Annotated in this window: 11 protein-coding genes; 9 read left to right on the top strand and 2 right to left on the bottom strand. The window is 73.2% G+C overall.

The window, feature by feature from the left end; genetic code table 11:
* Window positions 1-128 precede the first annotated feature (128 nt).
* Both ACFYPA_RS10635 and speB read right to left on the bottom strand, forming a co-directional pair.
* Window positions 129-1,814, bottom strand: coding sequence for a thiamine pyrophosphate-binding protein (locus tag ACFYPA_RS10635; protein WP_359086898.1), 1,686 nt, complete (start codon window positions 1,812-1,814; stop codon window positions 129-131).
* On the bottom strand, window positions 1,811-2,800 hold the full coding sequence (gene speB, locus ACFYPA_RS10630; RefSeq protein ID WP_359086900.1) for an agmatinase: 990 nt from the start codon (window positions 2,798-2,800) through the stop codon (window positions 1,811-1,813). The genes ACFYPA_RS10635 and speB overlap by 4 nt, the downstream gene beginning before the upstream one ends.
* 205 nt (window positions 2,801-3,005) lie before the next feature.
* On the opposite strand from speB, the gene ACFYPA_RS10625 reads away from it, so the two are divergent.
* The 9 genes from ACFYPA_RS10625 to ACFYPA_RS10585 form a co-directional block, all read left to right on the top strand.
* On the top strand, window positions 3,006-4,454 hold the full coding sequence (locus tag ACFYPA_RS10625) for a PucR family transcriptional regulator (protein WP_389131100.1): 1,449 nt from the start codon (window positions 3,006-3,008) through the stop codon (window positions 4,452-4,454).
* Window positions 4,455-4,552: 98 nt separating this feature from the next.
* Window positions 4,553-4,861, top strand: coding sequence for a hypothetical protein (locus tag ACFYPA_RS10620; protein ID WP_359320420.1), 309 nt, complete (start codon window positions 4,553-4,555; stop codon window positions 4,859-4,861).
* Window positions 4,862-5,044: 183 nt separating this feature from the next.
* On the top strand, window positions 5,045-6,385 hold the full coding sequence (eccD, locus tag ACFYPA_RS10615; RefSeq protein ID WP_389131097.1) for a type VII secretion integral membrane protein EccD: 1,341 nt from the start codon (window positions 5,045-5,047) through the stop codon (window positions 6,383-6,385).
* 62 nt (window positions 6,386-6,447) lie between these two features.
* Entirely contained in the window at window positions 6,448-7,638 is a 1,191-nt protein-coding gene (locus ACFYPA_RS10610) for a MinD/ParA family protein (RefSeq protein ID WP_359086906.1), read from the top strand.
* 142 nt (window positions 7,639-7,780) lie between these two features.
* Entirely contained in the window at window positions 7,781-11,791 is a 4,011-nt protein-coding gene (eccCa, locus tag ACFYPA_RS10605) for a type VII secretion protein EccCa (RefSeq protein WP_389131094.1), read from the top strand.
* A gap of 55 nt (window positions 11,792-11,846) precedes the next feature.
* The gene (locus ACFYPA_RS10600) at window positions 11,847-13,268 is read left to right on the top strand and encodes a DUF6177 family protein (protein ID WP_389131092.1); all 1,422 of its coding nucleotides are present in this window, start codon (window positions 11,847-11,849) and stop codon (window positions 13,266-13,268) included.
* A 127-nt stretch (window positions 13,269-13,395) separates the two neighbouring features.
* A complete protein-coding gene (locus ACFYPA_RS10595; protein ID WP_123471228.1) occupies window positions 13,396-13,728 on the top strand; it encodes a hypothetical protein in 333 nt (110 codons plus the stop codon).
* Window positions 13,729-13,789: 61 nt separating this feature from the next.
* The gene (locus tag ACFYPA_RS10590; RefSeq protein ID WP_359086910.1) at window positions 13,790-14,110 is read left to right on the top strand and encodes a pore-forming ESAT-6 family protein; all 321 of its coding nucleotides are present in this window, start codon (window positions 13,790-13,792) and stop codon (window positions 14,108-14,110) included.
* Window positions 14,111-14,201: 91 nt separating this feature from the next.
* On the top strand, window positions 14,202-14,296 hold a 95-nt coding region (locus ACFYPA_RS10585), incomplete at its 3' end, for a DUF6507 family protein (protein ID WP_359086914.1).

Here is a 14,296-nt window from a genome sequence, read left to right as displayed (position 1 = left end):
GCTGAGACGCGGCCGTGTCCGGGGCTTCCGCGGCCCCGGACACGGGTGGCGCCCTACAAGTGAGCCGGCACCCACAGGCGCGTCAGCGTTCCGCGAGTGCGTCGGCGTCCCACAGGTGCGCCTGCGTCCTACAGGTGCGTCGGCGCGAACATCCGTAGCAGCGCGGGGAGTACGACGACCGAGGGGCCGGGCCGCGCGAGGGCGCCGGCCAGGTCGTCGGCGAGCGTCTTCGGGCTCGTACGGACCGCGGGAACGCCGAAGGACTCCGCGAGGGCCACGAAGTCCGGGCGGACCAGTTCTGTCGCGCTGGTCTCGCCGAAGGCGTCGGTCATGTACTCGCGCAGGATGCCGTAGCCGCCGTCGTCGACGATCAGCCAGGTGACCGGGAGGTCGTACTGGCGGGCGGTGGCGAGTTCCGCGATCGAGTACATCGCGCCGCCGTCGCCGGAGACGGCGAGGACCGGTTTCGTGCGGTCGGCGGCTGCCGCGCCGATGGCCGCCGGGAAGGCGTAGCCGAGGCCGCCGGAACCCTGGGCGGAGTGCATGGTGTTGGGGTGGCGGGCGTCGAAGGAGGCCCAGGCCCAGTAGGCGAGGATCGTCATGTCCCAGAAGCTGGGGGACGCGTCGGGCAGGGCGGTCCGGACCGCGGCGACGAGGTCCTGTTCCAGGGTGAGTTCCTGGGCGGCGATCCGGTCCCGCACCCGTCCGAGCACCGCCGTGACGCGCTCGGCGGCGGCCGGGTCCTCGCGTGGGGTGACGGCTTCGAGGAGGTCGGACAGGGCGTCGCGGGCGTCGGCGTGGATACCGAGGGCCGGATGGTTGGACTCCAGCTTCCCGGCGTCGGCCTCGATCTGCACGACGCGGCCGCGCGGGGCGAACGTGTGGTAATTCGAGGAGAGTTCGCCGAGCCCCGAGCCGACGACGAGCAGGACGTCGGCGTCCTCCAGGAAGTCCGTCGTGTGCCGGTCCTCGATCCAGGACTGGAGCGAGAGCGGATGCCCCCAGGGGAAGGCGCCCTTGCCTCCGTACGTGGTGACGACGGCGGCGTCGACCTTCTCGGCGAGGGCGCGCAGCTTGCCGGACGCGTCGGACCGTACGACTCCGCCTCCCGCGATGATCGCCGGGCGCTCGGCGTTCGACAGCAGGTGGGCGGCGACGGCGACGAGCTCGGGGCGGGCGTGCACCTCGCGCGGGGTGGCGTCCATCGCCGTGACGACGGGCAGCGTCGTCGCGGCGGTGAGTACGTCCTGCGGGATCTCGATCCAGACCGGGCCGTGCGGGGCCGTGAGCGCGGACTCCCAGGCGGCGGCGATCGCGGACGGGATCTGCGAGGCGGTACGGACGGTGTGCACGGACTTCACGACGTCGCGGAACGACGCCTTCTGGTCGCGCAGTTCGTGCAGGTAACCGTGGCGTCCGCCGCCCAGACCCGCGGTCGGGATCTGGCTGGAGATCGCCAGTACGGGCGCGGAGGCGCTCGCCGCCTCCTGGAGCGCGGCGAGCGAGGTGAGCGCGCCGGGCCCGGTGGACAGGAGCAGCGGGGCGACCTCGCCGGTGATGCGCCCGTAGGCGTCGGCGGCGAAGCCCGCGTTGTTCTCGACGCGCAGGCCGACGTAGTCGAGGCAGGAGCGGCGCAGCGCGTCGAAGATGCCGAGCGCGTGCTGTCCGGGCAGGCCGAAGACGGTGGTCGCGCCGAGGCCTTGGAGGGTCTCGACGACGAGGTCGCCGCCGGTGCGTCCGGGCGGCGGGCTCAGGGCGGCGGCGATCTGGGCGGGGGTGAGTTCGGGCCGCTCGTCGTGGTGGTCGTGGCTCACTTCTGCCGGGCCTCCGCGATCGGGTTCCGGGCCTCCGCGATCTGGCGCGTCATGATCGTCGTCAGTTCGTACGCGGTGTGCGAGGCGGCGACGGAGGTGATCTCGGCGTGGTCGTACGCGGGGGCGACCTCGACCAGGTCGGCGGAGACCAGGTGGCAGGAGGACAGCCCGCGCACGATCTCCAGCAGTTCGCGGGAGGTGAGGCCGCCGGCCTCGGGGGTGCCGGTGCCGGGGGCGTGCGCCGGGTCCAGGACGTCGATGTCGATGGAGATGTACAGCGGCCGGTCGCCGATACGCTGCCGGAGCTGGTCGGTGATCTCGTCGACGCCGCGCCGCATGACGTCGGCTGAGGTGACGATGCCGAAGCCCATCTTGGCGTCGTCGGTGAGGTCCTGCTTGCCGTACAGCGGGCCGCGGGTGCCGACGTGGGAGAGCGCCGACGTGTCGAGGATGCCCTCCTCGACGGCCCGGCGGAACGGGGTGCCGTGCGTGTACGCGGCGCCGAAGTAGGTGTCCCACGTGTCGAGGTGCGCGTCGAAGTGGAGCAGCGCGACGGGGCCGTGCTTCTTGGCGACGGAACGCAGCAGCGGCAGCGCGATGGTGTGGTCGCCGCCGAGCGTCATCAGGCGGGCGCCGGTGCCCAGCAGGTCGTCGGCCGCGGCCTCGATCGTCTCGACGGCCTCGTTGATGTTGAAGGGGTTCGCGGCGATGTCCCCGGCGTCGGCGACCTGGGCGAGGGCGAACGGCGAGGCGTCCTGTGCCGGGTTGTACGGGCGGAGCAGCCGTGAGGCCTCCCGGATCGCGTTGCCGCCGAAGCGGGCGCCGGGCCGGTAGGAGACGCCCGAGTCGAAGGGCACACCGACGACGGCGACGTCCGCCGCGCCGACCTCGTCGAGGCGGGGCAGCCGGGCGAACGTCGCGGGTCCGGCGTACCGCGGGACGCGGGACGAGTCGACGGGGCCGCGCGGCGTTTCGTTGCTGCTCATGGGGCGGGTGGCCTTTCCGTGGTGCCTTCGGTGGTGCCTTCGGTTCTTCTGGTTCCCTCGCTGACGCGCTGCTTCGAGTGTGCCGGATCCTCCGGAACGGCACGGAATGACGCGTACGGGTCCACGGGCGACGCTAGGCCGTGCGGCGGCGACCCTGAAGTGTATCTTTCATCCACTCCCGACTCACGGAACGGATGAAACATCCATGCCACCCGACTCCCCCGCGGGACCGCCCACCCCGCCCGTGCCGCTGGCCGGGCTGCTGGCCCTGGAGGAGCTCGGGCTGCGTCTGATCGCGGGGCCGGCCGACGCCGAGCTGTCATGGGTGCACACCTCGGAGATGGCGGACCCGTACCCGTACCTGCTCGGCGGTGAGCTGCTGCTGAGTGCCGGGGTGCTGCTGACGGACCCGGACACCTATGTGGCCCGGCTCGTGGAGGCGGGGGCCGCGGCGCTGGGGTTCGGGGTGCGGCCGGTGCACGACACGGTGCCGCCGGCCCTGGTCGCGGCGTGCGAGCGGTACGGGCTGCCGCTGGTGGAGGTGCCACCCGGTACCCCGTTCACCGCGATCGCGCGGGCGGTGTGGGGGCTGATGGCCGCAACGCGCCACCGCGAGCTGCGCCGGGTGACCCGGGCCCAGCAGGCCCTGGCCGCGGCGGCGGCGCGGCCGGACCCGGTTCCGGCGGTGCTGCACCAGCTGGCGGTCCGGCTGCCGGGGCGGGCGGCCCTGCTGACGGCCGACGGCGAGGAGCTGCACGCGGCGGGCCGGCCACCGACCCCGGAGACGCGGGCGGCCCTGGCCCGGCTCGCCCGGGTCCTCGCCCCCGCGGGCCGGCCCACCCCCTCCTCGGCCACCGACACCGTGGGCGGGGCCCAGCTGTCGGCGTACGCGCTGGGCGGCGGGCAGGGGCTCGCCCTGACCCTGGCCACCGACCACCGCGAGCCGGGCGACCACACCGTCGCCGGGATCGCCGTCGTCCTGCTCTCCCTGCTGGCCGCCCCGCACCAGGGCGCCCACGCGGCGAACCGCTCCGCGGCCCTGGTCCGGCTGCTGCTCGGCGCGGAGCCGGCGGACGTCGCACCCCTGTTGGGCGGCGACGGGCGGTGGACGGTGGTGCACGCGCGCCGCAGCGACGGCACGGCTCCGGACCCGCTCACGGCGGGCGCGCTCGGTGCGGCCCTCGGTTCGGCGCTCGTGGACACGGGCCGGGACGACGAGACGGTACGGGTGCTGGTCCCGGGCGGCGACCGGATCGCCCCGCAGCCGGGCTGGACGCTCGGCGCCTCGGCCCCCGCCCCGGCCGACGCCCTGGGGGCCGCGGACACCCGGGCCGGGCGTGCGCTCGGCCGGGCGCTGGCGACCCGCACGCCGCTGGCCGTGGACAACCCGGTCACCGGCCTTGCCGCCCTGCTCCCGCCCGGCCCGGCGGCCGACCGCGCCCGCACCCTCCTCGCCCCGCTCTCCGCCCCGCTCACCGAGACCCTGCGCTGCTGGCTCTCCCTGCACGGGAGCTGGGACCGGACGGCGGTGGCCCTGTCCGTCCACCGCAACACCGTCCGCCAGCGCATCGCGCGGTGCGGGGTGTTGCTGGGAACGGATCTGGACGACATCGACGTACGTACGGAGTTGTGGCTCGCCCTTCGCCAGGAGTGATCCCGCGCGCACCGGCGTACGGACGTCCCGTTCCGGCCACCCTGATGTGCCCGGACCGTCGGCCCATGACATATGTTGCAGTGGCAAAGGGGGGCCGCATGGCACGGGATTACGACAGTCAACTACTGGAATCGGTGGGGGTACGTCGGCGCAGGATGCGGGACGCGCTCCTGTTCGGCGCCCAGCGTGCGCGCCGAACGGCGGACGAACGCCTGGGGAAGGTGTTCGCGGGGATCGCGATCACGGCGGTGCTGTGCGCGGGATGCGTGGGGTGGTCGTTCCTCCAGCACACCCTGGACAAGCAGAAGGCCGAGCAGGAGAAACAGCAACGGCAGTCCCAGCAGTACGGGCAGCCCTCGCCGGCACCCTCGGCCCCGGGCGGTTCGGCGAAGCCGGCTCAGCCGTAGGCAGTTTCCGTGCGCGCGCCGGGATTCACCGATTCAGGACTTCACGGGACCGCTTCGTTCGTTTCGTTCGCTTGGTTCGCTTCATTCGTTTCGTTCGCTTGGTTCGCTTGGTTCGCTTTGCCCAATTGGCCCGAAATTCCAGGAAATCGCGATGATAGGTTTTCGTAAGTGGTGAGTACAGCAATGACTTCCCGGGCGGAAATGAGCCGGGTGACCCTGGTCGGTGAGCGGCGTCGGGCCGACATCGTGCTGCCCTCCGACACTCCTGTCGGCCAACTCCTGCCGGACATCCTGCAGTTGCTGGACGACCGCGCCGCGGCGCGGCCGTTGACCCGGCAGTTGCTCACATCCGACGGCTCGGCCCTGCCGCACGACAGCACCCTGGCGTCGGCCGGGATCGGCGACGGCGCCGTGCTGCGGCTCGTCCGGACCCACGCCGCGCCCCCCGCACCGGTGGTCCATGACGTCACGGACCAGGTCGCCGACAGCCTCGACCTGCAGGCCTGGCGCTGGCGCCCGGCCGCCCGACGGGCCGCAGCGGGGGCGTCGACGGTGGCCTTCGCGGTGATCGCCGCGCTGCTCGCCCGCCGCGAGTTCCCGCTCGCCGCACTGGCCGGCGCCCTGGCGGCCGTCACCGTCGTCCTCCTGGTGACGGGTGCGCTGGTCGCCCGGCTCGGGCGGGGCAACCGCGGTCTGGCGACCGCGCTGCTGCTCGCCTCCAGCGGGCTCGGCATCCTCACGGCCTGGACCGCCGCCGACGCGTACGACTGGTCCGGGGCGCTCCGGCTGGCCGGAGTCGCGGGCGCGGTCGCCCTGTCGCTCGTGCTGCTCGGCTTCTTCTCACCGCTGGGCCGAGGCGGCCTCATCGGCGCCATGGCCACCGCCGCCCTGACCGTGATCTGGGAGGGCGTCGCCGCCTGCACGTCGGACCTGGCCCGGCTCGGTGCCGTGATGGCCGTGGTCTCCGTGGTCCTGCTCGGCCTGCTGCCCCGGATCGCCCTGATGGCCTCGGGGCTCACCGCGCTCGACGACCGGCGCTCGGGCGGGGTGTCCGTCAGCCGTCACGACGTCGGCAACGCGCTGGCCGCCACGCACCGCGGGCTCGCCCTCGCGACCCTCGCCACCTCGGTGTCCGCGGCCGCCGCCGGCTGGCTCCTCACCCTGGCCGACCGGCCGACCGTGTGGACCGTGCTGCTGCCCTCGCTCGTCGCGGTGGTGCTCCTGTCGCGGGCCCGGGCGTTCCCGCTGGTGGCGGAGGTCGTGGCGCTCTTCGGGGCCGCCGCGGTCCTCGTCGTCCGTCTGGTGATGCTCTGGATGGATCACGCCGGGGGCGCCGGCCCCATCGCCGTGCTGTGCGCGGCGGCGCTGCTGCCCCTGCTCGCGCTGGCGGTGGAGCCGCCGGAGCACGTACGGGTCCGGCTGCGGCGTACGGCCGACCTCGTCGAGTCGATCGGCGTGGTGGGGCTCTTCCCGCTCACCGTCGGCGTGTTCGGCATGTACGGGCAGCTGCTCAACGAGTTCTGACGACTGACACCACATGCGCGGGCGCTCCGGGCGGGGCATCGAAGCGGAGACGAAGGACGGACATGCCGAACGCGGACAACTGGCAGAACGATGTGCTGCGTGACCTGAGCGGCACCGCCGCCCCGCAGAGCGCGCCGGGGACGACGAGCACGCCGGGCACGACGAATACGCCGGGCACCCCCGGCCTCGGCGCACGGACGGCCGCGGCGCACGCCCAGGTGCGGGCTCAGGCCCCGGCACAGGTGCCGGCCCCGGCCCCCGCGCAGGTGCCGGGCACCGCCGCGTACACGGAGAGCGCCCCGTACGCGGCGCCGGGCAACCGGCCCCACGGCGCACCCGAGTCGCGGGCCGTCGTGGACCGGGAGCTGGCCGGGGCGGCGCGGCGGCCGCAGCGGGGTGAGTCCTTCGGCGTACGGGGCTCGCGCGCGCTGCGCCGAATCGTTTCCTCCTCGGCGGCGCGCGAGGTCGCCGACATCACCCGTACCGCCGAGGTGCTTCAGCGGCCGGTGACGACCGGGCGGCAGATCGCCGTCACGTCCATCCGGGGCGGCGCGGGCAAGACGACCGTCGCCGCGCTGATCGGCACGGCGTACGCGCACTACCGTCAGGACCCGGTCCTCCTCGTCGAGGCCGATCCGGCCCTCGGCTCGCTGCCGTTGCGGCTCGGCGCCGAGACGCTGCGCTGGACCACGGCCGATCTCGCGGACATCGTGGAGCCGCAGATGTCGCTGCTCGACGTCACCGGCTACCTCGTCCAGCTCCCCGACAACGCCTGGCTGCTGCCCGGCAGTCAGGGCCGGATCGGGGCGATGCTCGACACGGCGACGTACGAACGGGTCATGGTGGCGCTGCGGCGCTACTTCAGCGTGACCGTGGTCGACTGCGAGACGCTGCCCGCCGAGGTCGCCCGCGTCGCCCTCTCGGCCTCCCAGGCCCGCGTGCTGGCCGCCCCCGCCACGCTCGACGGCGTCACGAGCACGTACGCGGTGCTGCAGTGGCTCCAGGGGCTGCCCCGTCATGTGATCGCCGGGACCGTGGTCGTCCTGTCCAGCATGGTGGCGCGGCCCGGCATCGACGTGGAGGCGGCTGCCGAACGGCTCCGGTCCACCGGTGCGAGCGTCCACGTCCTGCCCTACGACCGGCATCTGGCGGCGGGCGGGGCGCTGCGCACCGAACTGCTCGCCCGGCCGACACGGCTGGCCGCCACCCGGCTCGCGGCCGAGGTCTTCGAGCTCTCCCAGAAGCGCCGGTGACCGCGATGCGACCTAGCCCGAAGACACCCCCGGGGCCGAGCCCGAAGAAGTTTCCCGGGCCGGGCCCGATGACACCCACGAGCCCGAGCCCGATGACGACCCCGGTCCCGCGCACGCACCACGTGAACCCCGGACGGAGCCGATGAGTACCCGCCTGATCCACCGCCCCGCCCGGACCACCCGTCCGCCGGCCGCGACCGCGCCCCGCACCATCGAGGCCCCGCCCAACCTGCCCGAGGGCAAGGCGGGCAACATCGCGATGTCGCTGCTGCCGGTCGCCGGCGTCATGTCGTCCGTCGTGATGATGACGGTCGTCCGCAACAGCCAGTTCGCCGGACTCGGCGCGATCATCCTCGTGGTCACGGTCATCGGCTCCGTGGCCCTGCTCCTCTCGCAGCGCGGCAAGGCCCAGCGCACGCGCCGCACCCAGCGCGAGGCCTACCTCGCCTATGTGGAGGACCTGCGCGAGGAGTTGTCGGCCGAGGAGCGCGAGCGGCGGGGGCGGGCGGACGTGCTGAACCCGTCGCCGTACTCCCTGTACGACATCGTGCGCGATCCGGCCCGCCTGTGGGAGCGGCGACGGGTCGACGACGACTTCCTGCGGGTACGGGTCGGCACCGGCGAGATGCCGGTGCGGGACCTTCAGATCGCCGAGCAGGGCTCGTCCGTCCTCACGCCGCCCGACCTCTTCATGCTCAACGAGGCCTCGGCCGTGGTGACCCGGTTCCGCAACGGCACCGAGCTCCCCCTGACCGTCCCCCTCGACCGCGTCGGCAACGTCAGCGTCATCGGCCCCCGCGAGGACTGCCTGCGCATCGCCCGCGCCCTGCTCGTCCAGGCGTCGGCCCTGCACGCGCCCGACGACGTGGCCATCGCCGTCGCCGCACCGGGCGACCGGATAGCGGACTGGGAGTGGGCCAAGTGGCTGCCCCATCTGCTCGACCCGGAGCAGCTCGACGGCCCGGTCGCCGCCCGTCGCATCGCGCCGTCCGCACCCCAGCTGGCCCACCGGCTCGACGCCGAGCTGCGCCGCCGGGCTTCCTATGCCGCCGAGGTCCGCCGCGGACTGGCCGGACGGGACGCGCTGTCCATGAACTCCCGGCTGCTCGTGGTCACCGACGGGCACGGCGAGGACGCCGTGGACCTGCCGCGCCCCGACGACGCCGTCGGACTGCGCGAGATGGGCGTCACGGTGGTGCACCTGCTCGAACAGCGGGTGCAGGAACCGGGACACGTCAACGTACGCATCACCGTCGAGGGCACCGACGTGACCATCGAGGACCTGCGGGAGGCCGAGCCGGTCCAGGCTCATGGCACGGTCGACGAGGTCGGTGTGCCGTTCGCCGAGGGCCTGGCCCGGATGCTCGCCCCCCTGCGGCTCTCCGCCGAGTCCCTGATGGACGCCCCGCTCTCCGGCCCGGTCGAGTTCGCCGCGATGCTCGGCATCGACGACGTGGCCCGGCTCGACCTGGACCGCCTGTGGGCGCCGCGCGGGGAACGCGCCTTCCTTCGTGTCCCCATCGGCATCAGCGACTCCCACGAGCCGGTGCTCCTGGACCTCAAGGAGTCCTCCGAGCTCGGCATGGGCCCGCACGGGCTGTGCGTGGGCGCCACCGGCTCCGGAAAGTCGGAGCTGCTGCGGACCCTGGTCCTCGGCCTGGTGGCCACCCATCCGCCCGAGGACCTCGCGCTCGTCCTGGTCGACTACAAGGGCGGCGCCACCTTCGCGCCGTTCGCGGACCTGCCGCACGTCGCGGGGGTCATCACCAACCTGGAGAACCAGGCCGGTCTGGTCGAGCGGGTCCACTCCTCGCTCGCCGGTGAGGTCAAGCGCCGCCAGCAGGCCCTGAAGGACGCGGGCAACGTCGCCGACATCGGGGACTACGCGGCCCTGCGCGCTTCGAGGCGGCCGGACCTCGACCCGCTGCCGCACCTGTTCGTCGTGATCGACGAGTTCGGCGAACTGCTCACCGCCAAACCGGACTTCATCGACCTGTTCCTCTCCATCGGCCGGATCGGGCGCTCCATCGGCGTCCATCTGCTGCTCTCCAGCCAGCGCATCGAGGGCGGCAAGCTCAAGGGCCTGGAGACCTACCTCTCGTACCGGCTCGGCCTGCGGACCTTCTCCGCCGACGAGTCGCGCACGGTCCTGGACACGACGGACGCCTTCCACCTGCCGCCGCTGCCCGGCTTCGGCTACCTCAAGGTCGACACGAGCCACTACGCCCGGTTCAAGGCGGGCTACGTCTCGGGCGGATACCGCGGTCCCGTCCGGCATGCCGACGAGGAGGAGACCGGGCCGCTCGCCCTGGAGTACGAGGCGTTCAACACCCTCGCCGGAGCGGACGGCACGCAGCAGTCACAGGAACCGGCATCCCGCCGCCGCGAGACGGGGCCGACCGAACTCGGCATCATGGTTGATCAGTTGACCGGCGCAGCGCCCGGCGTTCGCAGCATCTGGCTGCCTCCGCTGCCCTCCGCGATCGCCCTGGACACGGTCGCCGGTCCGCTGGACGTCGGCCCGCGCGGCATGCGCCTGGCCGGGGCGCGCCCGGGCGGCGGCCGGGCCGGCGCACGGCAGCAGGGGCCGCTCCGGGTGCCGCTCGGTCTGCTGGACGACCCGGCCAAGCAGTGGCAGGGGCAGTGGTTCCTGGACCTGACGGTGGCCGGCGGTCACGCGGCCGTGATCGGCGGCCCGCAGTCCGGCAAGACGACGCTCCTGCGCACGCTCGTCCTCTCGCTCGCGCTGACCCACACCCCGCAGGAGGTCGGCGTCTACGGACTCGACCTGGTCGGCGGCGGCCTCCAGGCTCTGGCGGAGCTGCCGCACGTGGGCGGGATCGCGGGCCGCGCCGACCGGGAGCGGGCGGCCCGCACCGTCGAGGAGGTCCGCGCCATGCTCGCCGTGCGCGAGGACCTCTTCCGCGAGTACGGCATCGACTCCGTCGAGCAGCTGCGTACGCTGCACGCGGCGGGGCGGCTGCCCCAGCTGGCGTCCGCCGAGATCGTGCTCGTCATCGACGGGTTCGGCGCGCTGCGCGACGACTTCGACGACCTCGACGACGCGGTCGCGGACATCCTCAAGCGCGGCGGCGGGTACGGCATCCACGTCGTCGCGGGCATGCTGCGCTGGAATGACGTACGCATCGCCATCCAGTCCAACTTCGGTACCCGCGTCGAGCTGCGGCTGAACGACCCCGGCGAGTCGAGCGTCGACCGCAAGCTCGCCGCGACCCTGTCGCCCGACGAGCCCGGCCGGATCCTCACCGACGGGAAGCTCTTCGCCCAGGTCGCGCTCCCCCGCACGGACGGGGCCGCGGACACCGCGGACCTCGGCGTGGTGCTGGAGCGGGCCGCCCGTACGGTCCGCGCCACCTGGCACGGCGAGGTCGCCCAGCCCGTACGGGTGCTGCCGCACATCCTGGAACCGGCACTGCTGCCGGGGCCGGTCGCCGAGCCGCTGCGCGTCCCGCTCGGCCTCGACCAGTCGGCGCTGGCGCCCGCCCTGCTCGACCTGTTCGGCCACGACCAGCACCTGCTGGTGCTGGGTGACAGCGAGTGCGGCAAGACGAACCTGCTGCGGACGGTCGCGCACGGCCTGGTCGACCGCTACGGCGAGGACGACCTGGTGTTCGCGGTGATGGACCCGAGGCGCTCCCTGCGCGGGGTGGTCCCGGAGGAGTTCAACGGGGGCTACGCGTACAACTCCAAGCTGTGCGCCGGACTTTCGGCCGGCATCGCCACCGAGCTGGAGAAGCGGCTGCCCGACGAGAACGCGCGCCTGGAGGACCTGGAGCCGGGCAGCTGGGGCAAGGGCCCGCGCATCGTGGTCCTGGTCGACGACTACGACGTGCTGACGACGGCGGGCCAGTCGCCCTTGGCCGCCTTCCTTCCGTACATCCCGTCGGCGGTCGACATCGGCCTTCACTTCGTGCTGACGCGGCGCGTGGCCGGTGCGTCGCGCGGCATGTACGAGCCGCTGGTACAGGGCCTGCGCGAGTCGGGCGCCTCGGCGCTGGTGATGTCCGGCGACCGGAACGAGGGCCAGCTCTTCCCCGGGGTCTACGCGTCGCAACAGGCGCCGGGCCGAGGCACGTTCATCCAGCGGGGCCGGCCGAACCGGCTGGTCCAGACGGTGTACGCACCGGGGTGAGCACCTCGGAGGACGTACGCCACCACCGCCGAGCCGACAAGGACCGCACGACTCCATGACGAAAGACGTCATCGCGCTCACCGCCCGCATGCCCGACCCGTTGACCGTGCTCGCGGGCCTGCTCTCCGGCGGCCCGGACAAGCTGGTGGGCACCCGGGGCGAGGGCGCCGTGGTGCAGCTCTGCGACACGCAGGGGCGTCCGCTCGTCTCGGTCGAGGCCCCGCTGCTGGTCGCCGTGGAGGGTGAGGCGGAACGGCTGCTGGGGGCGACGCCCCCGCCGGTGCCGTACTGGTGGACGGAGGCCCGCGCCACCACGGGGGTCGCGGAGGCGGAGCGGCTCGCGGGCACGTTCGCGACCCGGCTCACCGCACTGGTGGGCGGCTCGGCCTGGCCGCCGGACGCCGTCGGCTCGCTCACCGTGGTGCCGACGGACGGGGTGAGCGTCGCCCCGGCGCCGGCCGCCGCGCAGCCCGCCGTCGACGTGCTCACCGAGAAGGTCGCCGTCGTCATCCAGGACCGTCCGGTCGTCGCGATGACGGCCTGGCTCTCCGACGCCTTCCGGGCGGCCGCCGAGGCACGGCTCGGCCTCCAGATCGTCAGCCCGGCGGGGACCACGCTCTCCCCCGCCGTACGCGACAGCCTCGCCGGATGGCCGTCGCGCTGGATCGTCCAGGACGAGCGGGACGGGTACTACGACGGCCTCACGGGGGCCGTACTGCGGTGGCAGGACGGCATGTTCGCGCCCCCGGCCTCCCCGGACGCTTCGGACGAGGACCCGCACACCCAGGTGGCGGCCTCGTACCAGGAGGTCACGGACACGGGCGAGCGGCAGCTCGGTCTGACCTTCCGCATGGTCCACCCGGCGGACGACCGGCTGGTGCTGGGCGGCGGCCTGGAGACGGTGTGGCGGGAGCTGACGGGGCGGCCTCCGGCCGGCTGGGGGACCTCGGAGCCGGCCAACCTGTCCTGGTCCCTGCGCCAGTTGACGGACCTGGCCCACCGCAGGGCGCCCGAACCGACCTGGCTCGTCGTGGTCGGCACTCCGGACCGCCCGGCCCTCGCCACCGTACGCATCACGCGGACCGAGGCGGGCGTCGAGGAGCACGTCACGATGGCGCTCGGCTACGGAAGGGACGAGGAGTGCCCGGTGGACGCCCTGCCCGCCCTCGCGGAGGCCCTCGCCACCCGGCACCGCCTCCAGTCGATGCTCATACAACTTCGCAAAGCACGACGCGACATGGCGGTGCCGGCACGCTTCGAGGGGCCGGGCGTGCCGCTGGCCTTCGTGCTCGGCGCGGAGGAGGTCCGCACCCTGCCGGGCGACCGCGCCCGCCGCACCCCGCTGTCGCGGGCCCCCCTCCCGCTCGGCCCGAAAACGCGCCCCGCACTGTACTACCCGCTGCCGGGCGACCCGTCGGACCTGTCGGGGTGGCAGGACTTCGAGCGGCTGATGCGCCATCTCAAGGGGGCGCCGTGACCGTCCCCGATGTCATGGGTTGGCAACAACGGCGATATGACCGATTGCTGATTGCAGTAGCGATGCGTGAGTTGATAGACATGTATTCGATCTAGATGGCGTTCGTTCGAGTGGGTGGGGGAAGCTGATGAAGTTCAACATGGGGGCCTCGGTCCTTTCGACCCTGATGTCGAAGTCGCAGGGCTCCAGTACGGATCTGGGCACGCTGATCCGGCAGCTGATCGCGGCGGCGGAACCGCTGGAGGGCAAGTTCCACGGTTCGGGCAAGGTCGCGTTCGACGACTTCAAGAACCGCTCCGACGAGATCACCGCGGCGCTGAACGCCTCGCTGTCCGGAATCCTGGGCGGCCAGTCCGGGATGGACGCGGCGTTCGGTTCCGGTGACCAGGAGCAGGGCGAGAACGCGAAGACGCAGATGGCGTCGGCCAACTTCGACGCGGCCCGGTTCTCGGGCCGCTGACACCGGCCTGCCCGACCGGCGGGCGGCAGGATTTCGTTTTTCTGACGGGGAGTGATGGGTGATGGCAGGAAACGCGGGCGACGCGGACCGGCGTGCGTACGACACGGGCGCTTCCACCGAGGTCCAGGGCAACATCCAGGTGGTGATCGCGCAACTGGAGGCGGTGATCACGGCCCGGGACACGCAGGTGAAGGCGGCGATGAGCGACTTCGCGGCGGACGGCGTGGCGGACGAGTACCACGGCAAGGAACTGCGGTGGAACGCGACCTCGCAGGAGGTCAAGAACATCATCCAGCTGCTGCGTTCGACGCTGGAGAAGAACGACGGCACCGCACAGCAGACGCTGGCGCGCGCCAAGGCCGCGGTCGACAACATCGGCTGAGCGGCCTCGCTGTGACGCCCACCGGAAGAATCGTTCCTTCTTCTTCCGGTGGGCGCGGTGGTTCGGCATCGGGTACGGGGGCGGGTTTTCAGTGACGGCGTGGGACATCAAGCCACAGGGTGTGCAGGGCCGGTTGAAGGTGGTCGGTACGCATGCCGGTGACCTGGAGGCGGCGTTGAACGCGAT

It is taken from the genome of Streptomyces sp. NPDC005775, from assembly GCF_042871565.1.
Taxonomy (GTDB): domain Bacteria; phylum Actinomycetota; class Actinomycetes; order Streptomycetales; family Streptomycetaceae; genus Streptomyces.
This window is presented reverse-complemented; position numbering and strand designations above follow the sequence as displayed.